Annotated in this window: 24 protein-coding genes and 2 pseudogenes; 15 read left to right on the top strand and 11 right to left on the bottom strand. The window is 69.7% G+C overall.

The annotated features are described in order from the left end of the window. Together AB0D10_RS41595 and AB0D10_RS41590 are read left to right on the top strand one after the other, a co-directional pair. Positions 1 to 789, top strand: a complete 789-nt coding sequence (locus AB0D10_RS41595) for a GntR family transcriptional regulator (RefSeq protein WP_360266765.1) — start codon at positions 1 to 3, stop codon at positions 787 to 789. 1,279 nt (positions 790 to 2,068) lie between these two features. Next, positions 2,069 to 4,147 carry a hypothetical protein gene (locus AB0D10_RS41590; protein WP_360266762.1) on the top strand — a complete coding sequence of 693 codons (2,079 nt, stop codon included), beginning with the start codon at positions 2,069 to 2,071 and terminating at the stop codon, positions 4,145 to 4,147. A gap of 917 nt (positions 4,148 to 5,064) precedes the next feature. On the opposite strand, the gene AB0D10_RS41585 is transcribed toward AB0D10_RS41590, so the two are convergent. The 6 genes from AB0D10_RS41585 to AB0D10_RS41560 all read right to left on the bottom strand — a co-directional run bounded on the left by AB0D10_RS41585 (position 5,065) and on the right by AB0D10_RS41560 (position 10,581). Beyond that, complete coding sequence (locus AB0D10_RS41585; protein ID WP_360266759.1) at positions 5,065 to 6,048, bottom strand: hypothetical protein; 984 nt, start codon at positions 6,046 to 6,048, stop codon at positions 5,065 to 5,067. Between the two features lie 384 nt (positions 6,049 to 6,432). Next, complete coding sequence (locus AB0D10_RS41580) at positions 6,433 to 6,873, bottom strand: hypothetical protein (protein ID WP_360266757.1); 441 nt, start codon at positions 6,871 to 6,873, stop codon at positions 6,433 to 6,435. 12 nt (positions 6,874 to 6,885) lie between these two features. Further along, positions 6,886 to 8,097 (bottom strand): helix-turn-helix transcriptional regulator, encoded by a 1,212-nt coding sequence (locus tag AB0D10_RS41575; protein WP_360266754.1) that lies wholly within the window; start codon positions 8,095 to 8,097, stop codon positions 6,886 to 6,888. Between the two features lie 161 nt (positions 8,098 to 8,258). Beyond that, positions 8,259 to 8,564, bottom strand: coding sequence for a hypothetical protein (locus AB0D10_RS41570; protein WP_360266752.1), 306 nt, complete (start codon positions 8,562 to 8,564; stop codon positions 8,259 to 8,261). Positions 8,565 to 9,528: 964 nt separating this feature from the next. Continuing rightward, positions 9,529 to 10,119, bottom strand: coding sequence for a histidine phosphatase family protein (locus AB0D10_RS41565; RefSeq protein ID WP_360266749.1), 591 nt, complete (start codon positions 10,117 to 10,119; stop codon positions 9,529 to 9,531). 60 nt (positions 10,120 to 10,179) lie between these two features. Continuing rightward, positions 10,180 to 10,581, bottom strand: coding sequence for a hypothetical protein (locus tag AB0D10_RS41560; protein ID WP_360266746.1), 402 nt, complete (start codon positions 10,579 to 10,581; stop codon positions 10,180 to 10,182). A gap of 428 nt (positions 10,582 to 11,009) precedes the next feature. On the opposite strand from AB0D10_RS41560, the pseudogene AB0D10_RS41555 reads away from it, so the two are divergent. From AB0D10_RS41555 to AB0D10_RS41510, 10 genes and pseudogenes are all read left to right on the top strand, one after another. Then, a pseudogene (locus tag AB0D10_RS41555) lies at positions 11,010 to 11,150 on the top strand (HNH endonuclease signature motif containing protein); the annotation flags it as partial. A gap of 138 nt (positions 11,151 to 11,288) precedes the next feature. Further along, positions 11,289 to 11,753, top strand: a complete 465-nt coding sequence (locus AB0D10_RS41550) for a hypothetical protein (protein ID WP_360266816.1) — start codon at positions 11,289 to 11,291, stop codon at positions 11,751 to 11,753. A 92-nt stretch (positions 11,754 to 11,845) separates the two neighbouring features. Continuing rightward, positions 11,846 to 12,037, top strand: coding sequence for a hypothetical protein (locus AB0D10_RS41545; RefSeq protein WP_360266744.1), 192 nt, complete (start codon positions 11,846 to 11,848; stop codon positions 12,035 to 12,037). A 529-nt stretch (positions 12,038 to 12,566) separates the two neighbouring features. Continuing rightward, a complete protein-coding gene (locus tag AB0D10_RS41540; RefSeq protein ID WP_360266741.1) occupies positions 12,567 to 13,685 on the top strand; it encodes a DUF6192 family protein in 1,119 nt (372 codons plus the stop codon). 3 nt (positions 13,686 to 13,688) lie between these two features. Continuing rightward, complete coding sequence (locus AB0D10_RS41535; RefSeq protein WP_360266739.1) at positions 13,689 to 14,117, top strand: RacP protein; 429 nt, start codon at positions 13,689 to 13,691, stop codon at positions 14,115 to 14,117. A gap of 69 nt (positions 14,118 to 14,186) precedes the next feature. Next, complete coding sequence (locus AB0D10_RS41530) at positions 14,187 to 15,041, top strand: IS5 family transposase (protein ID WP_360266736.1); 855 nt, start codon at positions 14,187 to 14,189, stop codon at positions 15,039 to 15,041. 159 nt (positions 15,042 to 15,200) lie between these two features. Beyond that, positions 15,201 to 15,320 (top strand): annotated as a pseudogene (locus tag AB0D10_RS41525) (site-specific integrase); the annotation flags it as partial. Between the two features lie 145 nt (positions 15,321 to 15,465). Beyond that, a complete protein-coding gene (locus AB0D10_RS41520) occupies positions 15,466 to 16,059 on the top strand; it encodes a helix-turn-helix domain-containing protein (RefSeq protein ID WP_360266733.1) in 594 nt (197 codons plus the stop codon). Between the two features lie 33 nt (positions 16,060 to 16,092). Next, positions 16,093 to 17,364 carry an MFS transporter gene (locus AB0D10_RS41515; RefSeq protein ID WP_360266730.1) on the top strand — a complete coding sequence of 424 codons (1,272 nt, stop codon included), beginning with the start codon at positions 16,093 to 16,095 and terminating at the stop codon, positions 17,362 to 17,364. A gap of 853 nt (positions 17,365 to 18,217) precedes the next feature. Further along, positions 18,218 to 18,799, top strand: coding sequence for a hypothetical protein (locus AB0D10_RS41510; protein WP_360266727.1), 582 nt, complete (start codon positions 18,218 to 18,220; stop codon positions 18,797 to 18,799). Between the two features lie 119 nt (positions 18,800 to 18,918). Here the strand turns inward: AB0D10_RS41510 and AB0D10_RS41505 are convergent, their stop codons facing one another. Further along, positions 18,919 to 19,353 (bottom strand): hypothetical protein, encoded by a 435-nt coding sequence (locus AB0D10_RS41505; RefSeq protein WP_360266725.1) that lies wholly within the window; start codon positions 19,351 to 19,353, stop codon positions 18,919 to 18,921. Between the two features lie 229 nt (positions 19,354 to 19,582). On the opposite strand from AB0D10_RS41505, the gene AB0D10_RS41500 reads away from it, so the two are divergent. Next, complete coding sequence (locus tag AB0D10_RS41500; RefSeq protein WP_360266722.1) at positions 19,583 to 20,299, top strand: ParA family protein; 717 nt, start codon at positions 19,583 to 19,585, stop codon at positions 20,297 to 20,299. After that, positions 20,296 to 21,348 carry a ParB/RepB/Spo0J family partition protein gene (locus AB0D10_RS41495; RefSeq protein ID WP_360266719.1) on the top strand — a complete coding sequence of 351 codons (1,053 nt, stop codon included), beginning with the start codon at positions 20,296 to 20,298 and terminating at the stop codon, positions 21,346 to 21,348. Before AB0D10_RS41500 ends, AB0D10_RS41495 begins: the two co-directional genes overlap by 4 nt. A gap of 169 nt (positions 21,349 to 21,517) precedes the next feature. On the opposite strand, the gene AB0D10_RS41490 is transcribed toward AB0D10_RS41495, so the two are convergent. Both AB0D10_RS41490 and AB0D10_RS41485 read right to left on the bottom strand, forming a co-directional pair. Then, positions 21,518 to 21,985 carry a Pycsar system effector family protein gene (locus AB0D10_RS41490; RefSeq protein ID WP_360266716.1) on the bottom strand — a complete coding sequence of 156 codons (468 nt, stop codon included), beginning with the start codon at positions 21,983 to 21,985 and terminating at the stop codon, positions 21,518 to 21,520. 100 nt (positions 21,986 to 22,085) lie between these two features. Next, positions 22,086 to 22,427 (bottom strand): hypothetical protein, encoded by a 342-nt coding sequence (locus tag AB0D10_RS41485; RefSeq protein WP_360266713.1) that lies wholly within the window; start codon positions 22,425 to 22,427, stop codon positions 22,086 to 22,088. Between the two features lie 356 nt (positions 22,428 to 22,783). On the opposite strand from AB0D10_RS41485, the gene AB0D10_RS41480 reads away from it, so the two are divergent. Further along, a complete protein-coding gene (locus tag AB0D10_RS41480) occupies positions 22,784 to 23,191 on the top strand; it encodes a hypothetical protein (protein WP_360266710.1) in 408 nt (135 codons plus the stop codon). 370 nt (positions 23,192 to 23,561) lie between these two features. On the opposite strand, the gene AB0D10_RS41475 is transcribed toward AB0D10_RS41480, so the two are convergent. Beyond that, positions 23,562 to 24,800: an MFS transporter gene (locus AB0D10_RS41475; protein ID WP_360266709.1), complete on the bottom strand. Its 1,239-nt coding sequence runs from the start codon at positions 24,798 to 24,800 to the stop codon at positions 23,562 to 23,564. Further along, positions 24,797 to 25,852, bottom strand: coding sequence for an NAD(P)-dependent oxidoreductase (locus AB0D10_RS41470; protein WP_360266706.1), 1,056 nt, complete (start codon positions 25,850 to 25,852; stop codon positions 24,797 to 24,799). Before AB0D10_RS41470 ends, AB0D10_RS41475 begins: the two co-directional genes overlap by 4 nt. Positions 25,853 to 25,960 lie beyond the last annotated feature (108 nt).

The following is a 25,960-nucleotide window of genomic DNA, read 5'->3' as shown; positions in this document are numbered from 1 at the left end:
ATGACCACTGAACAGGGCAGCCCCAGGAAGGCAGAGCGCGAGGACCCGCGATCCATCCACCAGCGGATGGCGGCGGACATGCGGGACGACATCTTCACGGGAGAGCTGCCTGTAGGCACAAAGTTGTCCTCCACCGGGCAGCTGATCAAGCGGTTCAACGCCTCGAACGCCTCTGTTCAGAAGGCAGTTGGCGTACTCAAGGCCGAGGAACTCGTGACCGCCCGCGCCGGATCCGGCGTGACGGTGACGGCCAAGCCTCGCCGGACAATGACTCCTGCCGCGTACTCAACGCCGGTTGCACCGGGTGAGACGTACCGATGGATCTCCGAGGCTGAACAACAGGGGTACCGAGCCTCAAGCGAACTGCTCACCGTCGGGGAGGTCGCAGCGCCGAAGCAGGTCTCTGCGGCCTTCGGCCTTCCGGACAAGGCCTTGGTCGGGCTGCGGAGCCAGATCCTGTTCCTCGATGACAAGCCGGCCGAGCTGGTCCACTCCTACTACCCCCTCTCGATCGCCACAGGGACCCCCCTGCTGGAGCGCCGAAAGATCCGGGGCGGAACGCCGACCCTCCTCGCGGAACTCGGACACCCGCCGGCGCCGGGGGGAACGGTCGACCTGGTCTCGGCGTGCATCCCTACGCAGGAACAGTTCAAACTGCTGCAACTGCCTGGAGAGCTCATTCCGGTGCTGCGGACCTTCCGGGTGGTGCGCAGCACGAAGGGTGAAGTCATCGAGGTGACCATCATGTTGAAGGCAGGACACCTGTACGAGCTTCACTACGAGTTCTGAGGGCGCAGCCGCCGGTCAACCTTGCTGCTTTTTGCGAATAGATGTAGCGTCGGCCGAGCATGATCGGGGCCGACGTGTCAGCGCTAGCGAGGTTGGCTGACGGCCGCGCACAGGCCGCATGATCGGAAGACGTTCCGACACCCGCCAATGAGTGTCGTCGGCGGCTCGCGGAGGGTCTAGGATCACTAGCACCCTGTAGTCGGCTGGATGATGCCTGGAAACATCTGATGGCCGCTCAGGACCCAAAACAAAAAAGTGGGACCGGCTGTCCGCGGTGCTGGAAATCACCGTTGGTACTCAGGACTAGCCGGTCCCCAGTCGAGACCAGGCCCTTTGTCGAAGGGGGGCCTCGGTGCTCGTCGCGACCGCTCTTTACGAGATTGGAGACGGTTCGCTGTGAACCAGCGTACCCGTAGTCGCGGCCCGGCACGCAACAGCGGCTGGGCGTTTTGGCGTATCGCCATGCCGGCCTGCGGCAGCACTGCGGCAGCCGACTCTCTTACTTCCCGCGTCGAGCGCCTTCATGGGCGCTCCGCTGGGGCTTACTCGTCACCCCTTCCGCGGCTCGACGTGGCACAGTGCCTGCGAGCTACTCATCGGGGTCCGACGACCTCAGGGCGCAAGAGGCACCTGGTGACCCACCAGTCTCCGCGCCTTCGGGTATTCCGTCGGAATATCGCGGTGGTGATGGCCATGGCCTAGCCGTTTGGGGGCGGTGCCCTCGCGGCCCTTGCTAAAGGGGCCTACTGCACCGCCCGGGACTGTCGGTTCGCCGGTACCACCCGCCGAACTCGCGTCCCTTACGTCACCGCGCACCGACCGCCTTTGCCCAGGCCTGTCGGTAGTGCTGGCCGTCTCCCCTGCCAAGGGAGGTCCGGCCGGTCCCATTTCGCTCACTCCACCCACGCGGGGCTTCTGTGTGCCCTCAGCTGGGTCCTGAGAACGAGGACATAATGCAGGAACCTCCTGCCCTTCGCCAGTTCGGCATGCCCACGCATGCTCGAAACCACCTGTTTTCGGTCGTGCGGCAGCACCGCACGACCGCACGATCCCTGGTGTCCCTGTCGCCCGTCCCGGGCGCTGGGGCTGTCGCCGTGCCCCGGGGTGACCGGTGACGACGGCAGCGGAACCTCTCCCCTCCCCCCGCACCGCCGATGGAAGCGCACCACCGAGGGACACGGCGACCGGTGGGCCAGGAGCCCGGTCTGCGCAGCTGGGGTTCCGCACGCGGTTCCCCGCGAGGTGGCTGCGGCAGTACACCGGGGACACGATCCGGACCGTGACCTCGGTGGCGGACTACGGCCGGCGGCACGGGGCGTGCTGGGCGGCGAACCGCACCCTCGCGATGGGCCTGGCCCTCCACGAGAAGACGGTCGCGGCCGCGCTGCGCGAAGTCGAGGGTGAGCTGGTGCTGTCCGAGCACCACGCCCCCACCGGCACGCTCGCCCGCCGGGTCCGCCCGGTCGCCGAGGACGAGATCGCGGTCACCATCTCCGCGGCCGCCCGCAACTGCCTGTCCGGACACCGGTTCAAGGTCTACTGCGCCATCAGCGTGCGCTCCGACCTCGGCCTGGCCGCCTCTGCGGCGCAGCTGGCGGAGGCCTGCGGGATGACGGCCGAGGGTGCGCGCACGACCGCGCGGGACCTGGTCGCCGACGGCTGGGTCAGCCGGGTGGGCAGCAGCGGCGGGGCATTCAAGTACACCGTCCACCCGGCACAGCTGACCGGCGTGGCGGTGCAGCTCGGACTGTTCCCGCAGCCCCAGCAGTCGGCCCGTCCGGAGGCTGTGGCCGAGCTGGAGGACATCGTCGGCGACTGGGTGTGTGCCGGTCAGCTGGCGCTGTTCGGTGACGGATCGGTCGAGGAGACCCCCCTCGATCCGGCTCCCCCGACCCCCCTGGATCGGCTTCCGGAGACCCCCCTGGCGACGGCTCCACTAACAAGCCACCCTCAACAAGCACGTGTGAACAGGCATCTCTCCGTTGTTGGTGGCTGTTCCCGCGTAGCGGAGACGTTGGTGACGCGCGACGCGGGCACGCGCGAGGGCGGGCCACTGTGGCCGGGTCTGGGCGCCATCGGTGCGGGCGTCGGCCCGCTGCGCGGGGAACAGCCGAAGATCACTTCGGTCACGGGTCCTGTCGCCTTCGGCGCCGGTTTCCCGAACACGACCCGCTCGCGCCGGTCGGCCGGCTCCGTCTTCGGCCTGCCGGATGCCCTGCGGGTGGCGCTCGCGCCGGTCGAGGACCTGTGGCAGCGCCTGAACCGCACGTCCACCCGGGAGTTCGTGGTCGGCCGGGTGTGGACCGAGCTGCGCCGGATCGCGATGTGGTCCGGCCGCGAGGCGGCCCCCGAGGTGCTGGCGGGCCGGCTGTCGCGCCGCCTGGACCGCCAGCAGGGATCCGCGCTGGTGACCGATCCGGTCGGGTGGCTGCTGCACCGCGGTTTGCCGCACGAGCGGGTCTGCTCCCGGACGTCGTGCGACGACGGCATCCGTCTGGGCACCGGGGCGCTGTGCGACACCTGCGAGATGCGCCTGGTGGACCGTCGGGCGACCCGGTCCTCCGTGGTGGCGCAGGTCCTGGCCGGGATGCCCGGTGCCGACTACGACGACCGCCAGGGCGCCATCGAGGAGCGCCTGCGGGAGCACGCCTTCGTCAAGGCCGAGCAGCAGATGACCGCCCGTCGTCGCGCCGAGGAGCAGCGCATGCGCGAGGAGGCGGACCGGCCGGCGCGGGAGGCCGCGGCTGCGGCGGCTGAGGAACAGCGCGTCGCGGTGCCGTGCGCGGACTGCGGTGCCGAGCGGTCGGCCGGGCTGTGCGGGATCTGCTGGTGCCGCCGGGAGGCCCGCGCGGCGATCACCGAAGCCGTCAATGCGGCGCTGACCACGGTGGACCTGCGGGACCGGGACGCCGTCAACGCCATGGTGCGCCAGGTGCGCGACGGCATGCGGGCCGCGATGCTCGCCGCCCGACCCGCCCGGGAGCTCGGCCTCGATGCCCACGCCGTCGCCAACAGCGACATGCTCGCGGCGAAGAACCGGGCCGCGGACTACCGCGGCGACGCCCTGACCTTCCTGGCGCACAGCCCCGAGGCCGAGCAGGAGGCGAAGCAGGCCTGCGCCGCCGTTCGGCGGGCCGCACACCGGTACCGCTCGACCGAGGATCTCCGCGACGCGGTGGCCGCCTCTGCGCGCGAGGCCCGCTGGCGTACCGCCCACCACCTCTACGACCAGCGGCATCGAGCCGTGGAGCAGCTGCGGGAGCGCACCCGCACCCTCCGGCAGCGGCAGGAAGGCGGCACGGTCTCCCGGTACGCAGCCGCGCTCGCCGGCGTCACGGCACTCGGCAGCACTGCATGAGCACCCACCGCACTCCCCCGCACCCGCACACCGTCGCCCACCACCCGGGCACCGCAGCACCGGCCACGTACGGGCCTTCGGTCGCTGCCCCCGCAACCGTGATCAACTCCGGGACGCCGCAGTCCTCCCGCCCCGGCGTCCGTCACCAGCCGCACCACAACCGTGCCGGACGCGCCGACGCCAGCGCCTCCAGTCGCCGTCGGGGCGGCTGGTTCACGACAGCCTTAAGGCGGGGGACCGGTTTGCCGATACCGCGAGCGTGACCTGGTACGACCCGTTCAAGGACCCGGAGTTCCTCGCATGGCGCGCCGAGCAGACCGCTGCAGACCGGCAACGCGGTGCAGTCGTGCCCATTACGGAGGTCCCGGAGTTCATCGCGGCCCAGCAGCAGCTCGAACTCGCCCTCCGCCTGATGAGGGAGCCCGAGGAGGACGGCGCGCTCGCCGGAGCACGGGCAGCCACGCGTAAGGCCCTCGGGCTCATCCCCCAGCCCCGCCCGGACTCCCTCTGCGCGGTCGAGCGGTGGCGAAGGCGGGGATGGCCGTACCACCCGCCGGCAGAGCTCTGCACACGTAGGACGTGCGGGCGTTGCGTCCCCCTGCGGGCCCGCTCCCAGGCCGCAGCCGCGCCCGTTCCGACCGACCAGAACCTGGCCGATTCCGGGGGCCGAACTGGGACACCGTGCGATCCCGGGATGGCCCCGTCGCACGGCACCCCGCAGGACGTCGCAACGCCGGCTCCAGGTGAGGAGCGCGGCGCCGAGGTCACCCTGCCACCAGCCTGACCGAGGAGGCGGCAGGGGCCGACCAGGAGCCGGCGTGCATCCTGTAGACCGACGCGGGTCAGTAGGACAACACCCGCGTTCGGCAGGCCCGCGCGGACGCCGGCGCGGCAGCCCGCCAGACCCCAGGGGCGATTCAGCGGTTCCGCACGCAGTCGGCGTTCCAGCCCGAACGGATCCGGGCGAACTCCCCGGGCCAGCGCCTCTCCCAGGCCTGGACGACCTCCTCGTCCGTGGAGTGGAACAGCATGGTGATCCCGCCTGGCAGGCCGTCGATCGGGGTCAGCTGGATCCGACAGGAAGCGTCGGGGCCGGGGCACCGCGCACAGCCCCGTCCGGCCACGCGGAGTGGCAGTCCGGCGTCGGGGTCGGTGAGCAGGCGCAGCAGGTGGTCATGGTCCGGTCGGTGCCCGGGGATGAACTCGAAGTCGAACTTCCAGCCTTCGTGGATGGCGCCTGCGGTAGTCCAGCCGGTGAGGCAGGCGGTGGCGCCGGCGGCGGAGAACAGTCCGATGCGGCGCAGCAGGCCACTGGCGAGACGGAAGGGGCGGGGGCCGGCGCTGGTGTGGTGGAACCACGGTGCGTGCTCGGCTTCCAGCGCGGTCATGGTGTCGGTGGGGGCGTTCCACAGGGGTTGGTGGCCGGCGTCGGTGAAGTCCTGGCGGGCGAGCTCGACGCATTGGCGCCACAGGGCGGCGGTGATGCCGCGCAGCCGGACCTGGGCGGTCGTTCCCGCAAGGAGCAGGATGGGGGCTCCGGTGCGGTCCCGTGTGAGCCGGAGGCCCGGGATGCCGTGAAGCTGTTCGCCGTGGACGGTGGGCAGGAGCGCGGAGGCGAGCCACTGGAGGTATGTGTCGCTGCCGGCCAGGTGGAGATCCAGTCCGTCGGGGCGTGGTGTGACGCGCTCGAAGCCGAAGGGCGTGCCGACGATCTCGGCCGGCCAGGCGGCGTGGAAAAAGATCCACCACTCCAGCTGTTCCTGGGCGAGGCTTGCGGCGCTGGGGACGGGCCGGGCGGCCGGGCCGAGCGTGCTCAGCTCGCGGACGGCAGTCTGGTGGCTTTCGCGGGTGAGTTCCGAGCGCAGGCGGGCCAGGTGGTGGAGCTTGGCGGAGGTCGTCATGGAGCATCCCATTTCGCGCCGCCGGCCCGGCGTGATGGGTGAAGGTGGGGAAGACGTACCGCACAGAGGTGGCACCGGCGCGTCGACGGATGCTTCGACCGGGGGATGCGGGAGGAAGGCCGGATTCCCGCGCGGCGTGGCCGCCTGGCGGCCAGAGCCCAGGATGAGGTGCCTCGGGGCGTCATAGCAACGACCGATGGCGGCGTGTCGAACGGGCGGCGGCCGCCCGTGGGGTTCGGCCTGCCGGGCGTGCGACCTGCACCCGGCCGCGCCGTCAGTGCCCGCGGTCAGCGCACCGCCCCGACGGCCAGTCGTCCGGGAGGGTGACGGGCGCGTGGCCGCACGCGGCACGGACGCTTCGCGTCGGCGGCGTCCCGGCACTTCTCATCCCTGGCGTGGCACGTGCGCGGTGGGCGGCTTCGCGGTGCCGGTCAGCGCCCGGGTCGCGGCCGCGAGTGCGGCCTGGTCGAGGCCCGTCACCGTAGTGATCCTGGTGTCGGACCAGCCGAGGACGTGGCGCATCAGCACCAGGTCCTGCTGAGCGGCAGTCAGGTGCGCCACCGGCGCGAGCGCCTGCGGCGCGGCCCGGGCCACCAGCGCCGCGCGCAGGATCTGCCAGGCCGCGGCCGCGGCATCGGGCGCGGACAGGACTACCTGCCAGCAGCCCGCGACCTGAGAGACCGCCGCACGGACGGCCTGCGGCGCCTCCTCCGGTGTCACGATCAGGGCGGCGAAGTCGGCGTGGTCCCGGTACCGGGCCTCCAGCAGGGCGGTGATGCCCTGCGCCGGATCACTGCCGGCCGGCGCGGTCCGATGTGACGTCATGGTGCCTCCCGGTCAGCCGAACGCCTCGGCGGGCAGGTGCCCACCACCGGTCGGGTACTCGGTCCGCCCACCGCGCGCGAGCTGGACGCGCTCCCACAAGGGCAGAACGAACGCGGGGTCGGCGCCAAGGACTTCCAGGAGAGCCTCAACGGCCGGCCAGTCCGACACCGAGCTGCCCGAGATCAGCGCGGCGGCGTCCGTCGGAGAGAGACGCCCGCACGATGAGTCGCTGATCGCCAGCGGATCAGGGGCGGCGGCGGCAAGATGCAGCCCGCGGATCGCCGCGACGAACGCTCCGACGTACGCGGCCTCGGACCCCGGCGACGGAACAAACGGCCGCTGCGGCAGCACGCCGCTGCCAGCGTCCCACAGCGGTCGGATCTCAGCCGGGGAACCGCCCATGGCAATGGCCAGAGCTCCGGCGACCGACCACGAAGGGAACCGCTCGGAGTTGAGGACCCGCGACACGAACGAGGGGGTTACCCCGGCCGCGGCCGCCAGCTCGCGGAAGGTGCGGCCCGACCTTCGGTGCAGATGCGACAGCGCGCTCGCGAGCTTGGCCCGTCCCACCATCGCCAACGGTTCGTCGGACGTGCGCAGCGAGGGCTCCGGCAGTGCGACGGCCGGTCCTTCGGGGTCCGTCCCCACACCGCCATCCGCCCGGTAGCCGGTCGTGGCCGAAGGTAGCAGCACCTCGGTGGCCGGCGGCGACCGGTGCGCCGCTGCGGGATGGGGCACCGGAACGTGGGTGGATCCCGCTCCTGCAAGACGCGTGCGCTGCTTGCGCACCTCCCGCAGACCACGTCGCCGAGCGGCGTAGGCCTCACCCCAGCGACGCATCGCGGTGTCGGCCGCCCAACCGGTCAGCTGCCCGATCGCCGCCCACGGGACCTTGCGGCTACGTGCCTGCAAGACGGCATGTGCCCGCAGGTCCTCCAGGTCCTCGCCGAGCTCAGTGATGAGCCCCAGGACGACCGCGACGTCCTCGTCGGGCTGGGCTGTGGCGATCGCGGCGGCGGCCTGGGCCAGGCGCCGGGCCAGCGCGAGATGTTCACGCGCGAGGGAGCTGACGGTGTCATCGAGGGTGCGGTCCGTCGGGGCAGCCCGACGGGCCCGCTCGGACCGTCGCTGGCAGAGCGTGCTGCAGTAGGACGGCGCACGGCCGCGCCGCCTGGGGCGCTGGAAGTTCCGCCGGCACAACCGGCACCGCAAGATCTGGGTCACGAAGTTCTCCATGCCGATGCCGGTCCGGGGCTGCCCGGGACCGGTGACGGGGAAGGGACGTCGCCCCGGAGGCGGGCCGCTCGTCCGGCCTCCGGAGGGGAAATCCGTGCGGCGCGGTGACGAGGGGAACGGGTCCCTGCTGCCACCTCGCCGCACCACCGCTAGATCCTGCGACGGGGCCGCTTGCGGTCACCGCTATCGCTGGCGCTGGTGAGAGCCCATACCAGGGCGGCGATCAGGCGCAGCGAACCGTCCCCGAGGTGCAGTCCCGGGCCCGTCGCGATGAGCACGATCGGGAGCACCAGCGCGGCGACGAAGGCCACGAACTGCCGGTTGACCGCCAGGTCAACGCCGGAGGACCGCCTGCTGCGGGTTTGACCCCGGCGACGGGCGGAAATGGTAGTTTCGGAATGACCGATCCGGCGCGCTCCGACACGCCGGAAGCGGCCCAGGGCGGGCAGCCGCACGAGGCTCCTCCAGGGCTGAGAGATGGTTAGCGAGTAGGGACCCCGGCGGACTGGCGACCAACCTTTAACCCCGGGGCCCCTCTTCGTTTGTGTCGGACAGTAACCTGACGGCCGCTCACAGTGGGAGCGGATCCAGGCAGAAATGCGGCTGGTCCTCATATCTACAAAGGCCCACAGCTGTACCCGTGATCCCATCGATCCCATGTGATCAAGTGGCAACCCGCATTTGTCATATGCCGTCCGGACCGGTCGCTGAGGCCGGGTTCGGCCCGCGTTCCAAGCGGCCGCCGGAGCCCCCAGAACACCACCGTCCAGGTCAGCCAGAAGCGCTCCGGCTGCCCCGGGGCGCCCCGACCAGGCCAGATACCGAGAATCACCGGATCCGGGTGCCGGAAGTGGTCGGTGTTGCCCAACCCGACAATCCGCACCCGCGTTCTGTCAGATCCGACCACCGGCCAGCGGCGGCAACCCGCGTGATCATGGCCTGGACGCCCGGTCGACTACCGACGCGGACGCCCGCCCCCACATGTCTCCCACGAAGCCGACGCCACTCGTGGTCCCGTCGCCACGGGCGGCCACCCGGGCAGAGCCGAACCTGGTCTACGTCCAGGACGACGTAGCGGCACACCCCATCGGGTGAACCCCCCGGCCCGCGCTCGCCGGGCCGACGGCCGTCATCCCGGGTGAAGACGCGAAGCGGACGTCGAAGCGCCCGAACGATCCCGTCGGGCGGCGGCCGGGCCCAGCCGAGGTCTCGCCGGGTCGGCTGCGGGCGCACCCTTCCTTGACCCCAGAACAACCCGCTCTGTCCCCGGCGAGACGTGACCCGGGACCGCGTGCCGACGCCGACACCCAGCTCGGCCGGCGGGACGCGCGGCCGGGCAACCGCACCAGCCCGCTCGGGACTTCCGGTATCCGCAGGACGACGGCACGACCTCCGGATCCGCGGCCGCGCTCGCCGCCGTCACGGCGCCGGGTAACCGGTATCCATACCCACCGCGCTCCCCCGCGCCCGCACACGGTCACCCACCGGGCAGGAGCCACCGCATCGAGCACCTCCGGACCTTCGGTCGCTCCGGTCGCTGCCCCCGGAACCACGATCAACTCCGGGCCGCCGCAGAACATCCACCCCAACGTCTGGATCACCCAGGCCAACCCCGCCCCGCTGACCGCCGCCCTCACCCGGCACGGCGGCATCCCGCACAACGCCCGGACGATGGTCCTCAACCAGCTGCGCCACCGCAGTCAGGGCGAGGATCAGCTCCTCCAGGGCCGGTTTGTGGCCGACCAGGAGGACGGTCGTCGCGCGGCGGCCCTGTTCGCGCAGCTCGGGGCCCGCCAGTTCCCACGTCTCGCGCGCCCGCCGCGCCGGCGAGCACACCACGGTGTCCGGCACCAGGCCCCGTCTGCGCAGCCACCGTCCGGCCTCGGGCGCGTCGCGTCGTCCTCGCGGGCCCAGCGGCCGTTCCCGGTCCGGGACGTCCGGCGGCCACGCGGACTTCGCGTGGCGCAGCACAATCAGCGTTCGGCGCGGCGGTGTGGTCGGCTCGCTCATGCCCCAACCTGCCACAGCCCGGCCCGCCGTTCGAGGACGGACGCGGGCTGCTCGTGCTCCTCAGGGGTTCCGCAGGCCGTCGGCCACCCGAAGGAGCTCGTCGGGCGACAGCGCCGCGTGTTGCGGGTCGAAGCTCACCACGGTGAACGTGCTGACGGCGTCGGACCAGGTGAGGGCGCGTTCGGAATCCGTGTCGCACACGAGGGACGCGCTGTGGCCGTTGACGGACATCGGTGCACCGGCGTGCGTGCCCGATGCCGGGTCCTGGGCGCCGGCCGCGGGGAGGACTTGGGTGATGCTCAACGCGGGCCTGCCGGCGGTCGCGTAGTAGCGGGTCCAGGAGGGCACGGTGTCGCTGCGGTTGTACGGATTGGGCGTCCACGGTCCGGCCACGGAACCGAAGACCATGGGGACGTCCGGCGTCGCCGTGAAGCCGGCCGACTGGTCAGTTTCACGCTCCACGCGCCTCTGGGGACCAGACAGCTGTCGGAGGCCAATACGGGAAAGCCCTTCGTCCCGTTCCCCGCTGCCCGGCTCGCCAACGTCGGCTACCTCCCCCCGTACAAACCGAGCGCCGGGAGTTCCTGGCGTCGCTGCCGTCGTGGGGCGGAGACCTGGAGCGCGCCCGTCAGGGGCTGAGCGAGGAGCAGCTGGCCGAGTCCGCCCGTCTGGAGGAAGCCGAGAGGCAAGCCTCTCATGTGGTGTGGGCCGACGAATTCTGGGGGAAGCTGCCCGCCGAGGACCGTGTGGAGGCCCGCAGTCGGCTCAAGCACGTCAACGACCCGGTTGAGGATCCGGCCGCGTAGCACGGCGCAAAGGCTTGGCGACCGGTAGGCGTCTTATACGGAGGCCGGTGCGAGAAGCCGGGCTGCACAGGCCAACCGAACGACGTGACGGGCTGCACAGGCCAACCGAACGACGTGACGGACGTCGGCCATCCACTCCTCGAAGTCGACCACATCGACGGGATCGGTGCCGGTGGCCGGGATCACCCCGAGGCGATAGTCGCATTCTGCGCGAACTGCCATGACATCAAGACCCGAGGGCACAGCCGAGAGATACTCCGGGATTGTGGATCGTGCGCATCCTGTCCCGTGACCCAGAAAAGCATGACGGTGCAGTCGCATCCTCGTGAGCCGGGCCGTGCAGAGCCGTGGCACGATCTCCGCATGGGACGTGAGGACAGCGACGAGGCATACGTGCTGGACCTGTGCGACGAGGTCCTCCAGGAGACGGGCAGCCGCCAGCGTGGCTTCGACTGGCTGCGCGGTGACCCGAACCGCAAGGGCAGCCCGGGCCGACAGCTGCCGGTCGACGCGTACTGGCCAGGGCACGGTCTGGTCGTCGAGGACCGCGAGGTGCAGCACGACAGACCGGTCCCGTTCTTCGACAAGCCGGACCGGCTTACCGTCAGCGGTGTGCACCGCGGTGAACAACGGAAGATCTACGACCAGCGGCGGGACTCCTTGATCCCAGCCAACGGCCTGCGTTTGGTCGTCATCCGTCCATCCGACCTGGCTGCAACCGGGCGGGGGCGCCTGCGGCGGCACCACGCGAATGACCGTGACAGCATCCGGAAGGCGCTGGCAGCTGTCCTCGGACATACGGCCACAGAGTCGCCGGTCGGGGCGTGAGCGGCGTTGTCGCTGGTACCCCGGCTTACACGCCTGCGCTGCGCCGGTCCAAGCCCTGCTGAGCTGTCACACTCGACGCCTACGGTCGCGGCATGAGCATCACGGGATTTTGGGTCGTGATGCCGGTTCCCGCCTTCGTGATTGACGAGGTGGCTCCGGTGCTCGGCCCGCTGATCGCGGCACAGGCGGCCTCCGACGCCAGCCGGAGAGGCCTGGAGCGCTGGTTGCGCGGCGGCCTGGACCTCCCCGACGTGCTGGAGCTCCACAACCTCGCTGCCCCTTAGTGGCTGTTTCGTATCCCGGTTTCTGAGTAGCCTGGAGCCCTAACCTGACCTGGTGTCGAAGGGCACCGGGCAGGCCGGGGAGCGGGAGTGCAGGGGCTGCGGGGGCCGGTTGAGGCCGGACGCGCGGCCCGATGCCGTGTACTGCTCCACGGTGTGTCGTGCCAGGCAGTGGCGGGTGGACCGCCGGCTGCGAAAGCGAGTGGCGGCCGAGCTCAGCGGTGCCGGCCGGGTGGAGTGCCCGGAGTGCGGCGAGCGGTGGGTGGCTGGGGTGGACCGGCGTTCGAACGCGGTCTACTGCTCGCGGCGGTGCGTGATGAGGGCCTGGAGGGCCCGGACCGAATCGTTCGGCGAACAGTCACAGTGACCGCAACACGAACGGCTTTGCCGGTCGGGATCGGTCAATTCCGATCACCTGAAGGCTGATTGTTGTGATCAGCTCATCGGTGGGTCGACTCTGATGCGCGGAAAGCGGGCCGTGTCCCGTCGTGGTCAAGTGCCGCGCCCGGCCCGTGAGTTGGTGGTGTGAGCCATGCCCGAGGAGATTGAGAAGGCCGACAATGTCGGCAGTGTCAGCTTCGAGCGGTACGCCGAGATCGTCGCGGAGCTGCGGAAGCTGATCGAGACGACCAGCCGCGCGCAGTTCACGATCGGCGACTACGCGCTGGAGGTCGAGCCGATGCGCGAGTACGGCGGCCAGGAGAAGGCCGACGAGCTGTTCACGGTGAAGGACTCGCTGTTCCGCCTGGCCGAGGACATCGGCCTGACCTACTCGTCGGTGAGGAACGCGCGCTGGACGTCGTCGAAGTGGCCGAAGGAGCGGCGGGTGGCCGGGGTGTCCCACACCGTCCACCGGGTCCTGGCGGCCATACCCGATGACGAGGAGCGGTTCGCCGCGATCCTCACGCCGCCGCCGGGCAAGGCGCGGTGGACCCCGGACGAGGCGAACCGGCGGGTCGGCCGACAGGTTCAGAAGCCGGTCACCCCGCAGGAGAAGGTCAGTGCGGTCCACACGCTCGTCCAGGATGAGCGTGTCGCGGCGACGGTGACCGGTGACCTGCTGCGGCGTCCTGCGGTGGTCGCGCAGGTCAAGCCTGAGGACAAGGTCCGGGTGGTGGAGGAGCTGACCCGCGACGACGAGGTCGCGGCGGCGGTCGCCCCGGACTTCCTGCGGCGCCCGGCGGTCGTTGCCCGGGTCGCCCCGGCGGAGAAGGTGAAAGTGGTCGAGGAGCTGACCCGCGACGACCACGTCGCCGCCGAGGTGACCACCGGGCTGCTGCGGCGCCCGGACATCGCGGCCCGGGCGATGGCCGACGACACGGCCCGCCATCAGGTCAACCACGCCCAGGTCGAGCGCGGCCGGCAGGCCCGCGAGCACTTCGAGGAGAACAGCCCGGTCGCGCCCGCGATCCGTAAGCTCGACCGGACGGCGGAGTTCCTGGACCTGGTGACCGCCTGCCACGCGTTCGTCGCCGCGGCCGGCCGGGTGGTCCCGGGGCTGCGGGACCGGCAGCTCGGCGACGACGAGCGCGTGATCGTTCACGAGAACGTCGCCCGGGTGCGGGCAACGCTGGACTGGATCGAGACGGCGGTCGACACCGGCGAGGTCGACGTGGACAGCGAGCTGGCCCGCCTGCTCCAGGGCGAGTAGGCCATGCCCCGCGCTTCCGAGCGCAGGTCGCCCGCCGCCGAGCGGCACGCCGACACCCTCCGCTTCGTGCTCTTCGAGGCGAGGCCGGCTGGGCTGACCTTCGACCAGCTGGTTCGCTCCAGCGAGCTGAGCCGCAGCCAGGTCCGCGCGGGCTTGGCCTGCCTGCGGGACGTCATCGCCGAGCAGGGCCTTCCGCCCCTGATCTGGACGAGGACGGACGGCTACAGGTTCTGCTCGGACCCGCCGGAGCTTGAAGCCTACGAGCTGGCGGTGGTCCGGGAGAAGGTCACCGAGATCCGTCGGTTCGTCACCGGGGTCGTCGCCCCGCACGCGGCCCTGCAGCCCAAGGGCCGGTGGATCAAGCACCTGAACACCCAGTTGCTCTCGGTCGAGTCCACGCTCGAAGTGATCGCCGAGTTCGTCAGCTCCTGACCGCCGCCCGGGTTCCGGACGCCCCCCGACGTCCGGAACCCGGGCCCCGTCTCGTCCGAAGGGGGCCCAGTGGCACGGCGCCGCTGCTATCCGTCCGACACCTGGGACGACGAATGGGCGCTGATCGAGCCGCTGCTGCCGCCCCCGGCCTGCGAGAGCACGGTCGGCGGCCGGCCGGAGAAGCACCCGCGCCGGGAGATCGTGGACGCGATCCGCTACGTCGTTGACACGGGATGCAAGTGGCGCGCACTGCCGAAGGACTTCCCGCCCTGGCGCACGGTCTGGGGGTTCATGGCGCGCTGGGCGGCGGCCGGCGTGGTCGGCCAGATCCGTGACCAGCTCCGCAAGCGCGTCCGGCGCGACATGGGACGCTCGCCCGGGGCGGTGGCCACCGTCATCGACTCCCAGTCCGTGAAGGCCGCCGAGACGGTCGGGAAGGCCAGCCGCGGTTACGACGGCGCGAAGAAGATCAATGGCAGGAAGAGGCACCTGGTCGTGGACACCAAGGGCCTGCCGTTGTTCGTCATGGTCACCCCGGCCGACATGACGGACCGTGACGCGGCGAAGGAAGTGCTGTTCCGGCTGCGGCTGATGCACCCGGAGATCACCATCGTCTGGGCCGACTCCGGCTATGCCGGAAAGCTCGTGACCTGGGCGAAGAAGTACCTGAACCTCACGGTCAAGACGGTCAGCCGCCCCAAGGACGCGAAGGGCTTCGTCATCCTGCCCCGCCGCTGGGTGGTCGAGAGGTCCATAGCGTGGATCATGAACGCCCGCCGACATGCCCGCGACTACGAACGCCTCGTCCAGCACTCCGAGTCGCTGATCACCTGGGCCGCGATCACCATCATGACCAGGCGCATCACCCGCCGGACCTCCCGCCGGTCGGGACAGCCGGCATCCCGCGAAGCCCAGCGGGACTGACTGAACCGGAGGTCACCGCGGGGACCTCCATCGAGACCGGCCCGAACCGCCGTCCCGGACCCCACTTTCCCACGTCCGCCACCGGCCGGTCAGCGGATTGGGGGCTGAGGGGCATCCGTGCTGACGGGTATCGGCGACCGGACGTGGCTGAGCGAGGCCGGAGCCAGCCTGCCGATACTGATGGCCAAGTCACGGCACAGGAAACCGGAGAACGTACGGCGCTACTTCCACTCCTCGGCGGAGGCGATCGCCGAGGCCACCAGCCTGCTTGCCCCTTGAGACAGTCGGCGCTGACCTCGTCAGCGGCAGTCAAGTCGAGCTGGACTGGCTGTCTCCAGCCTCCTGCGCACGAAGCCGGGCTGCTGGGCCATCCAACTCTGAAGCGACTATTGCGAAGTTTTCGCTTCACACCTACGGTGAGTGCATGCGACCAAAGCACGAGCCTGAGCAGATCACCGACCTGTCACGGTTGAGGGCGTTCATGAACCCGCTGCGGATGCAGCTGTACCGGCTGCTGTACGCCGCGGGCACCGCGACCGCCTCTCAGCTCGCCGAGCATGTCGACGAAACGCCCTCGCTGGTCAGCTACCACTTGCGCAAGCTGGCCGAGCACGGCTTCGTGACCCAGGCGAGCGACCAGAGCACCGACGGCCGCGAGCGGTGGTGGAAGGTCCAATCCGAGGGGGGCTGGGGCTTCCGCGACTCGGACTTCGCGGACACGCCCGAGGGCGCCGCCGCGGTCGGCGCAGTGACCCGGGGGATGTTCGACACCCGCGTCGCCCAGTACCGCACGTATCTCGACCAGAAGTCCGCCTGGGGGAAGGCGTGGACCGACGCGTCCTTCAGCTCCGAATGGCTGCTCGACCTCACCCCGGCCGAACTCGCCGAGATGAGCGACGAGCTTCAGGCGCTCGCCCGACGCTGGCGAGAGCGGGGCAAGGCCGCCAAGGCGGCCGACGACACCCAGGACCGGGAGCACGTGTCCGTGCACGTCTACGGCTTTCCCTTCCGGCCCTGACTCAACCGAATTCCCGACTTCCTGGAGCCCACCATGGCCGCCCCGCAAACAGTCCTGCCCGAACGCGCCACCACACCGGCTCACCGCGACGCCAACGTGCTGCGCTGGCTCACCGCCTACACGGTCTCCCTCGTCGGCGACAGCGTGTACTTCGTCGCCCTGGGCTGGTCCGCCCAGAAGGCCGCCGGTCCCACCGAAGTCGGCCTCGTCATGGCCGCCGGAGCGCTACCGCGAGCGTTACTCATGCTCGGCGGGGGCGTGGTGGCCGACCGGTTCGACCCCCGCCGGGTGATCCTCGGCAGTGACACGCTGCGCTGCATCCTCATCCTGGCGGTGGCCGCCGGTATCGCACTGACGGCGCCGGCCTTGTGGATCCTGGTCACGGTGGCGCTCGTCTTCGGTGCCGTGGACGCGCTGTTCGTACCCGCTGTCGGCGCCCTCCCGTCCCGGATCACCACCCCTGACCAGCTGGCCCGGGTCATCGGCATGCGCTCGCTGTCGACCCGCCTCGGCCAGATCGCGGGCCCGCCGATCGGCGGCCTGGCCATGGGAGTCGGCGGACCCGCGGCCGCCTTCACCGTCGCCGGACTGCTCACCGCGCTGTCCCTGCCGCTCCTGCTGACGATACGGATACGGCCCCTCGGGGCGAGCGACGCCGAGCGGCCGGAGCCCGGCACCGCGCGGCAGGACCTGTTCGACGGCCTGCGCTACATCCGCCACCACCACCTCATCGGCCCGCTCGTCGTCGCCGGCGCCGTCTGCGAACTCGGGCTCACCGGCACCCTCAACGTCGGCATGGTGCTCCTCAACGCCGAACGCGGCTGGGGCCCTTCCGGCTACGGCTGGATCGTCAGCAGCTTCAGTGCAGGAGCTGCGGCCAGCGCCTCACTGCTTGCCATCGCAGGATGGCTGCCCCGTGCCGGCCTGATGATGACCGGGACACTGCTCGTGGGCTGCGCGGGCGCGGCCACCATCGCGCTGGTGCCCACCCTTTGGCTCGCCGCGTTGCTGGCCGCGGTCATCGGGCTGTGTGCGGGTGTCTTTGGCAGTCTGAACGGCGCCCTCATACAGACTGCGGCGGACCCGGCCTATCTCGGCCGGGTCACCTCCGTCGTCATGCTCACCATGGTCGGTATCGCCCCCCTCAGCTACCCGCTGGTCGGTGCCGCCATCGGGACCTGGGGCTCCGCCCCGGTGTTCGTCGGCTGCGGCGTCTTCGCCAGCCTGGGCGTGGTCATCGCCCTGGCCTCCGACGCGGTGCGCCACGCCGAACTGCCCCGGCAGCGGCCAGGCGTGACCACCTGAGCAAACCGACCGCAGCCCAGTGAACCCAGCCCTGTTCGATTTCTGACCTGGCCAAACGCTGCCTGGAAGCTTGCAAACAGGCACTTATGGGCAGCTCCACCCGGGGCGTGGTGCCCGCGGCGTCGGTGAAGGACGGCTCGGTCACGACGACGCCTCCCCGGCCGGGTCCGGGACGCTGCCGCGCGGCCGGCGGGTGCGGCCGGGGCAGGGCTGGACGGGGGCGGCGGCCACGGCAGACCGCGGCGGAACGGGGGGATATGCGTGCATGCGTTCGGTTGTCCTTCATCATCGATGCGGGGAGCATGATCACGCTCTGCTCGGAGCCGTGAGCGCGGCGTGCTGATGACGGCATCAAATCCTTCGAACAGGCGAAAGGTTCACGCCCCGAAGGTAAAGACTTACGGAACGTCATGTTCCGAAGTTTAGGTGCCGCGATCCGAACCCTGCACGGCACGCCGGCAGTCAGAGCCGCCCTCGTTCCGCCTGCCTGCCGCGCTGCCCGTTCAACTCCTGGAAGCAGGCCAGGCGGGGACGCGCCTCGTTCGAACACCCCTGCCGTGGACATGCCGCGACTCCGACACCTGGGCAGCGCCGGGGCCGGATCAACCGGAAGCGGCCAGTGACTCCAGCAGCCAGCGCGCCTGCGCCGCGGGAACGGCCAGTGACAGTTCGGCGGCAGCGCGACCAGCGAGGACAGCTCCCACTTCCGACTCTTCGGCATGCTCACCAGACAGAAGTAGGACGCCTAGCTTCTGCGGAAGTTATATAACTTCCTCTGATACTTGCGGATTTGACAGGTAGTTGGCCTGGATTCTAGGGTCCAACTTATCCAGTACGCGGGAGGGGATTCGAGATGAAGGTCCGGTACATCGAACTCGAGGGCACTCCGGAGGAGCTTGACGCCTCCGAGCTGGCCCGCAGTCTCATCGCCGCCGTTGGGGGATCCCCCTCCAATACTCGGGCGTTGGTGGAAGACCAGGCCGGGCAGGTGATGCCTGCAACGTGGCGCCTCGGTCAGGCCGTACCGGGTGTTGCCGATGAGGGACAGACGCAGGTGACCGCCCTGCTCGCCAGGAACCCCGCTGCGGAGCACTTCGTCGCCTTCCTGCACGAGGCGTGCTCGTGGGAAAACGTAGAGGTCTTCGGGGTCAAGCGCCGTCACGCGAACCCGAACGACCCGCTGGACTACTCGGCCTACCTGCGGCTGCGCAAGGTCGGCAGCCCCTTCGGGGGCTTTGCGTACGTGTGGGCGGAGACCGGACGAATCAACCTGCGGCTGAACTACGACATGGAGCCGACGTTGAGGAACCTCGCACCGGACGCCTTCGCAGTGCACACCGGCCACCGGGAGTACCGGGTGAGCATCGATATAACGGACAAGGACCCGCTTCGCCAGGCCCTCGTGCTGGCCCGCAAGGCATACGACCGGACCTGACTGTGCCGGCGTCCCTGCCGAGCATCACATCGCAACGACAGAGCGGCCCGTCGCGCAGGGACCTACGGGAGCGGCTGCGGGACTTCCTCGGGCTACGCCCGTGACGCCGGTTGTGCCGGTCAGTCCTTGTGGGGCTCGCCGAGCGTCCACCCGCTGACCGCCGCGACCGGCCCGCGCCACATCGGCAGGGTGTGGGTAGTCCGGCCGGAGCGGTAGGTGACATCGCGCAGGTGAAGGAAGCGGCGGTCCGGCTCGCGACGGCGCCGGCCCTTCTCGGCGGCGTCGTCCAGGTGGGCGAGTGCCTCCCGAACGACTCGGCGCAGGTCGTAGTCCTGATCCCTGAGCTGGCCGAGGTGGAGACGCTCCCAGGTCTCGGTGGAAACCACGGTCCCCGTCACGAGCGCGCCGGCCAGGAGCAGGGTGACGGTGATGTCCTCTGCAGCGACGTCCGGATCCTCCGCGCCGAGACGCAGCAGCTCCAGGTGCGGATCTGCATGGTCGTCCCGCTGAAGCAGCATTCTCAGCGCCGGCCGGACCGCATGTCGCCACGACACCGCGCTGCTCCTTCGGCTCCCCGTGGATTCGTTCTCCTGCCAAGTTATCCCGGCAATCCGGTCAGCTGGACCCATTCGGTCCAAGACGAACTCGAGGGGATCGCCGCATCTAGGCCGTACACAGGAGACGGCGGCACGCCTGGAAGCCCCCCATATGTGCTCTGATCTGGATCTTCTGACATCCTGTGGCAGTCCGAAGTACCAGCAATGGGAATCACACGGAGCTTCCATGGCACACGTGCATGTTCTGCTGAACCAGAAGGGCGGCGTCGGTAAGTCGACGCTGACCGTCAACCTCGCCGCAGTCACCGCCGATGTGATCGGCCGTAAGGTCGGTGAGCAGCCCCCGGTCCTCGCTGTCTCTGTTGACCCGCAGGGGTCGACCGCGTGGTGGTCTAACCGGGTCGGCGATGAACTGCCTTTCCTTTTCGCCCAGGCACACAACGACCTCGGGTCGCTTCGCAAGCTGCGCGCTGTCAAGTCTGTGCGGCACATCTTCGTCGACACGCCGGGGTGGCTCGACCTGTCCGATGACGACACCACCGCAGACCCGCTCGGAGACGGCAAGGCAGCGGACATCCTCCGAGCCGTGCTGGACAACGCCGACAGTGTGATCCTGCCGATCGAACCGGAGCCGCTTGGGTTCAAGCCGACCGTCCGCACGGTCCGCCAGATCGTCGAGCCCCGCGGTCTGCCCTACACCGTCGTCATCAACAACTGGGACCCGCGCGACGGAGACGTCGATTTGAAGCAGACCCAGGAGTTCGTAGAGAAGAACGGCTTCCCCCTGGCGAAGACCGTCGTCCGGCATTACAAGGTCCACGCTCGCGCGGCCGCGGAGGGCCTGGTCGTCACCCAGTACAAGCCCAACCGAGCTTCTTTCGAAGCTCGTGAGGACTTCTTCAAGCTGGCACTGGAGCTCAACCTGAACGGATCCGCACGATGAGCCGCCGCGTCAACCTCGCCGACATGCTCAACGGCGAGCCGCTCGACGAGCCCACCCACGCCGCGCCGCGCCCGCCGATCGTCGGCATCAGTCAGATCGCTCCTAACCCGGGCAACCCTCGTGGGCAGATCGACGAAGCGGACCAGGAGTTCCTCGACCTCGCGGGCAGCATCGAAACCGTAGGCGTCATTACGCCCCTCACACTGTGCACGGCGTCAGCGTTCCTCCAGCACAATCCTGCCCACGCGCCGCAGGTCGGGGATCGGCTCTACGTTGTCGTCGCCGGGCATCGCCGCCTTGCTGCGGCCGTACACGCCGGGTTGAGCGAGGTCCCGGCCTACGTTAACGACGAGGCCGCGCCTGACCCCCTGGTGTGGGCTGTCGCCGAGAACCTTCTCCGAGTCGGCCTGGATCCCATTCAGGAGGCCGAGGCGCTGCGCGTCCTCACTGACCCGCCACCGAAGGGCCGCGGCATGGCCCAGACCAAGGTTGCCAAGGGCATCGGGAAGACCCAGGGATTCGTGTCACAGCGGATCGCTTTGCTGAACCTGGCCCCTGAGCTGCAGCTGAAGGTCGCGTCAGGCGAGCTGGGGTTGAAGGCCGCGCGCGCCTTCGTGGGGCTGCCACAGAACGAGCAAATGGTCGCGTACGCGGCCAGCTTGAGCACGACCACCAATGCGGTGGGCGGGGCCCAGCAGAAGGAAGCGTCCGAGTCCAAGCCTCCGATGCCGCAGCCACGGATCACGGGATCAGCTACGGCAACCGGTTCACAGAGCTCTGGCGAGAGGCCGCTGTCGGCGACCGGAACCTATTACCCGGTAATGGATGAGGAGAGTCCTGCGGCCACCAACGCGGCACAGGGCCGCCCGGCAGCGCCCACCGCAGTCGCCACTCCTGTGCCGGAGCCTCGGGAACCGCTTGCTGGTTCCATTCCGCTTGACGTCGACTGGCGTGATGTCACCGCGTTCGCAGCCGCGATCACGCAGGTCCTCGACAAGCGGCAGGCCTACGCCCTAGCGGAAGCCCTCATTGAGAACCTGCGTGACTGAACGCCTGAGCCCCGAAGCGCTATTACCGGGTAATAGATGGTCGCCGGTTCCGTCGCAGGGATGATGACCGAACCACGCGACCTGACGGCCACTGCCTATTACCGGGTAATGACGAAGGCCCACACCCCTGTTCCAGAGGTGTGGGCCTTCGTCATTGCTGGGCCGACTGTCAGGCGGCGGTGAGGAGGGCGGCCGCAGCGAGGGCCGCCAGGGCGGCGATCGTGAGGTCCGCCGCCCAGCGGAGCAGGAGCATCTTGCGGTGGCAGAGGGCGGACAGGACGCGCAGTCGGTCCAGGCGGCGGTCGGGGACGAGTTCGGCGCGCAGCTCGGTGGGGGAGCAGGCGGCCCAGTGGGCGTAGGAGCTGCGGTCGCGTGGGGTGATGCGGGGGCGGACGACGAGCACGGCGAGCAGGGTGGCGACGAGCAGGATGCCGGCGGCCGGGGTGATGACGGGCAGGCTGGCGCCTTGCGCCTGGGCGAGGATGGCGACGGCCGCCGCGAGGACGCCGTCCAGGCCGAGGAGTAAGCCGGCCTTGCTGTCGGTCCTGACTACCTCTCCGATCACGTGGGTCAGCGCTTCGGTGGTGTTCTGCTCGGTGCGGTCGCCGTCGAGGCTGACCGGTTGGGTGGTGGTCATCGGGGCGGAATCCTCCCGTTGGCATGGTCCGACCCGACCGTGCGAGCGGCCGGGCTGATGGTTTGAGGTTGGTCCGGGTCTGCGGTCGGTGTGGGGCTGGTCAGCGGTAGGCCCAGGGCCGGCTGATATCGATCCGGTCGGTGTCGAGGACGACGGCCAGGCCGTGGTGGTCGCTCGCGTCGGCCGGGGTGTCGAGCAGGGTGTAGGAGACAACGGCCGGAGCGAGCGGGGCGGAGACCCAGAGCTGGTCGATCCGGTCGTCGTTGCCGGTGCGGCGCAGCAGGGTGTCGTCGCCGGTCTGCTGGTACAGGTGCCAGGCGGTGTCAATGAGGCCGTTGGCTGACAGCTTCCAGGCCACTCGGCGGTCCGGTACCGGGGTGGTCCGCTGGTGGAGTGCCGGGTCGGTGAGGAGGGTGCGGGCCCCGCGGTTGTAGGGGCGCATGCGGTCCCAGGCCGGGTCGGGTCCGGCGGCGGGCGGGTAGTTGATGTCGCCGGCGAGGGAACCCGACAGGTTCGCGAAATCTCACGCCGCATCATGGAGGAACCCAAGGGTCATTCCGCCCAATTTTGCGGATGTACCGGTGAGTTCGCCGACAGGCCGCGTCCGGCTTCGACAGTTAGCGAGCATACATCCGGGTATGACCAAGTGTTTCAATGGCGAGCGGCCTACGAGTGGTCTAGAGCGCCTGGTTGAGCGGAGATACGCAATCCCAGTCTTCGGCCGCGGTGGCATCGGTAGATGCGGCATCCGGCAGGCATGTACATGCAGGGATTCAGCGTCGGACCAAGGACGGGAGCGTGGTCCGGTATGTGGAGTTGGCCACCAACTATCAGGCAGATGACACCACGAAGGCCGACGTGCTGCTGAACGTGGGCCGCGAGGATCGGCTCGACCTGGACTCCCTGCGGTGCCTTGCCGCCTCTCTTAACCGCTACCTCGGCGACAGCGGCCAGGACGCCGCAGCTCCACTCGCCATGGGCGGGGACGACCTGCTGCAGGTGGCCGCCTCCCGGACGATCGGCGCGACCTGGCTGCTGGACGCCTGTGGAAACTGCTGGGCATCGACACGGCCCTGGGCAAAGTGCTGGACGCACGCCGGTTCCGCACCGACGTGGAACGCGCCCTGTTGGCATTGGTCGCCGACCGTGCCATCGCCCCCGACTCCAAACGGGCCGCCGTCGAATGGGTCGGCTGCGACGTGGTGATCCCTGCGGCCGGCGAGATGGCCGAGCAGTACGCCTACCGGGCGATGGACCTGCTCGTCGACAAGCACACAGGCCGCGGTCTTCGGCACCACCAGCACCTACTTCAAGCGCGACACCGTCGACCAAGCAGACGGGGCGCTTCGCCGGTTCGGGCACTCCAAAGACCACCGCCCGAACCTGCCGCAGATCGTGATCGGCCTGGCGGCCACCCGCAAGGGGTATCCCGGTCAGCTGCTGGGTCTGGCCCGGTTCGACCAACGAGCGACCGTGATCGAGCAGGTCCGCGCCGATCTGCGCGCCTGGCGCCTTGGCCGGGTGGTCACCGTGGTCGACTCCGGCCGAGACCCATTGGGTAAGACGCAGACCCAGATCAGTTCTCAGATTGCACTTCAGCGGTTTCCGCAACCGTCGCTGTGGCGCTGCGTAGATAGAGAAGGGCGCAGGCCCACACGACTGCCGCCACTGCGAACCAACCACCCGGGGCCGGGTGGAGCACGACAACAAGCAGCAAGGTCGGCCCGACTGCTTCTCCCAGGGCGGACGCGAAGTTGAAGAGCGCTGACGTGCGGCTCAGGTACGCCTTCAACTCTGGAGCGAAGATCAGTTCGGTTGTGGCAGCGGCGAACAACACCTCGGCGATGGAGACCAGCACGACGGCAAGCCATACGACAGTGAGTGACTTGACCCCGGAGACTAGGGCGCTCCCCCCGGCTGCAGCCAGGCCGAGTCCCAGCGTCAAGCCGGCCAAGACCATCACCGCCTCAGGCCGCGCCTGGCGGTCGGCAAGGCGGCCGATCGGTACTTGTAGGACGATGACGATGACGGCGTTCGTCGCCACCAGTGCGCCCACAGGCCATGCGTCGTGCGGATAGCTGTAGTGGGAGACCCACAGCGGAACCGCATAGGTGAGCACTGGAGTCATCAGCGAGAAGACTGCGCTGACGATCAGGAACCGCAGAAGCCCGGGATGTGCCAACAGTTGCCAGATCGGCTCCCCCTGCGGGACCACCTGTTCCGCAACAGGCTTGGCTGGCCGGGATCGGTCTGCGGCGACGGGAACACCGACGACCACGAGAGCGGCACATGCCAGACACGACATCGCGTTGAGCGCCATGCAGACGACTGCACCGCTTGAGACATTCCATGCCAGCGCGGCCGCGCCCATGCCGCTGCCGACGACAATCCCGATGTTCGCCAGGCTCCTCAGCTTGGCACGGTAGATTTTGGTGTCGGTCTCAGCGATGTCCCGGATGATGAGGTTTCTAGCTGCCCCGCCGACTGCCGAGAACAGGCCGTAGACGAGCAGACACCCGGTGAGGCCTACCGGTGACGACATCGCCATGAGTACCGCTATGGCAAGCCCGGTCACCATCTTGGTGGAGACGTATGTCATCCGGCCGCCGACTCGGTCGATCACGGATCCGAATAGCAGGGCGCCAAACTTGCCGCCCAGTGTGCCAATGAGGATGCAAACGGCCGCAGCCGAAGCCGAGATGCCTCTGGCGTACACGAGGAAGACCGTGAGGCCCGTGATGTAGGCTCCACTGCCCGTCATGTTGATCAGCGTTGCGCTCGCGAGGGCGCGGCGCGGAGTCAGCCACCCCCTCATCGGTTGGAACCACCGCTCGGCAGGCTCGTCTCCTTCAGGAACAGCTCGAACTCGGTCAGGATCCGACGGGACGCCTCCTCCATGGCGGAACGGGTCATGCCGGCCGCGTGTGGTGACACGGTGCAGTACGGGTTACTTGCAAGCACGGAGGAGAATCCGGGACCCTCTATGTCGAAGGTGTCCACCGCGGCCCGCCAGGGTCCGGACTCGGGATCTCGCAGAGCAAGGTCTAGGGCGTGCTCGCACACGACGCTCGATCGGGCGGTGTTGACCAGAACTGATCCCGGTCGCATCAGCCGCAGCTCCCGCGTGTTGATGAGTCCGTCGGTCTCCGTGGTGGCCGGTACGTGGACCGACACCACGTCGCAGCCGGCCAGCAATTCGTCCAGGGACTCAACCCGGTGTCCCGGCCACGCCACCGCTCGCTCTGCGGTGAATCGCGGTGACCCGAATACCCAGACGTCGGCGCCGAACGCGCGGACGAGCTCGGCGACCCGCCGGGAGATCGCCCCGGAGCCCACCAGACCGACCCTGGAATCGGCAAGGCTGCCCGTGGGCAGCGCCTTGACCGCTTCACTCCATGACCCGTCACGCAAGGCGTTCGCGCGCATGGAGACGCCGCGCAGCGCGTCGAGCATGAGCGCGACGGTCAGCTCCGCCACCGCGGTCGCATTCGCTCCCGGTGTGGTTCGGATGGCGACTCCCAGGCGACTTGCCGCCACGTGGTCGAACGTGTCCGACCCGGATGCGGCCCGACCGACCAATACCAGGCGTCGCCGCAGAGTGTCGGCCGTCGCCCGCTCGAGCACCGCCTTCGTGAGGGGGATTCCCGCTCGACACTTGACGGCGTCGTAACCTCGGCCCGCATCCTCGAGGTGCGAGGCCAGTTCCTCCTCCGAGAACCCGTCGAAGTCTACGGTCTCCCAGTCGGCCTCGATGCGTTCCCTGAGGTCGACGTCCGTGACGCGACGGACGTTGACCGTCGGCCTGAGGCCGAGGACCGCGAACCGGGTCAGCTCCGCCAGCGCCGTCTCGCCGGGCCCCGGGTCCACGACAAGGACCCGGGGCCGCCGCCCGGACCATCCCCTCGGTGCGCTCGGCGACCCGGCCGGTGATCGACTACCTGGGAATCGCCCTGGTCGCGGTCGGTGTCGGCGCAC

Origin of the sequence: Kitasatospora sp. NPDC048545 (assembly GCF_040651155.1) — a bacterium.
Classification (GTDB): domain Bacteria; phylum Actinomycetota; class Actinomycetes; order Streptomycetales; family Streptomycetaceae; genus Kitasatospora.
The sequence above is the reverse complement of the archived record's forward strand: the minus strand, read 5'-3'. Positions and strand labels throughout refer to the sequence as shown.

Coding starts and splice junctions, on each gene's coding strand:
- AB0D10_RS41595 (WP_360266765.1), top strand. CDS start 1: ATGACCACTGAACAGGGCAGCCCCAGGAAGGCAGAGCGCGAGGACCCG.
- AB0D10_RS41585 (WP_360266759.1), bottom strand. CDS start 6,048: ATGACGACCTCCGCCAAGCTCCACCACCTGGCCCGCCTGCGCTCGGAA.
- AB0D10_RS41580 (WP_360266757.1), bottom strand. CDS start 6,873: ATGACGTCACATCGGACCGCGCCGGCCGGCAGTGATCCGGCGCAGGGC.
- AB0D10_RS41565 (WP_360266749.1), bottom strand. CDS start 10,119: ATGAGCGAGCCGACCACACCGCCGCGCCGAACGCTGATTGTGCTGCGC.
- AB0D10_RS41550 (WP_360266816.1), top strand. CDS start 11,289: ATGGGACGTGAGGACAGCGACGAGGCATACGTGCTGGACCTGTGCGAC.
- AB0D10_RS41545 (WP_360266744.1), top strand. CDS start 11,846: ATGAGCATCACGGGATTTTGGGTCGTGATGCCGGTTCCCGCCTTCGTG.
- AB0D10_RS41540 (WP_360266741.1), top strand. CDS start 12,567: ATGCCCGAGGAGATTGAGAAGGCCGACAATGTCGGCAGTGTCAGCTTC.
- AB0D10_RS41535 (WP_360266739.1), top strand. CDS start 13,689: ATGCCCCGCGCTTCCGAGCGCAGGTCGCCCGCCGCCGAGCGGCACGCC.
- AB0D10_RS41520 (WP_360266733.1), top strand. CDS start 15,466: ATGCGACCAAAGCACGAGCCTGAGCAGATCACCGACCTGTCACGGTTG.
- AB0D10_RS41515 (WP_360266730.1), top strand. CDS start 16,093: ATGGCCGCCCCGCAAACAGTCCTGCCCGAACGCGCCACCACACCGGCT.
- AB0D10_RS41510 (WP_360266727.1), top strand. CDS start 18,218: ATGAAGGTCCGGTACATCGAACTCGAGGGCACTCCGGAGGAGCTTGAC.
- AB0D10_RS41500 (WP_360266722.1), top strand. CDS start 19,583: ATGGCACACGTGCATGTTCTGCTGAACCAGAAGGGCGGCGTCGGTAAG.
- AB0D10_RS41495 (WP_360266719.1), top strand. CDS start 20,296: ATGAGCCGCCGCGTCAACCTCGCCGACATGCTCAACGGCGAGCCGCTC.
- AB0D10_RS41490 (WP_360266716.1), bottom strand. CDS start 21,985: ATGACCACCACCCAACCGGTCAGCCTCGACGGCGACCGCACCGAGCAG.
- AB0D10_RS41485 (WP_360266713.1), bottom strand. CDS start 22,427: ATGCGCCCCTACAACCGCGGGGCCCGCACCCTCCTCACCGACCCGGCA.
- AB0D10_RS41475 (WP_360266709.1), bottom strand. CDS start 24,800: ATGAGGGGGTGGCTGACTCCGCGCCGCGCCCTCGCGAGCGCAACGCTG.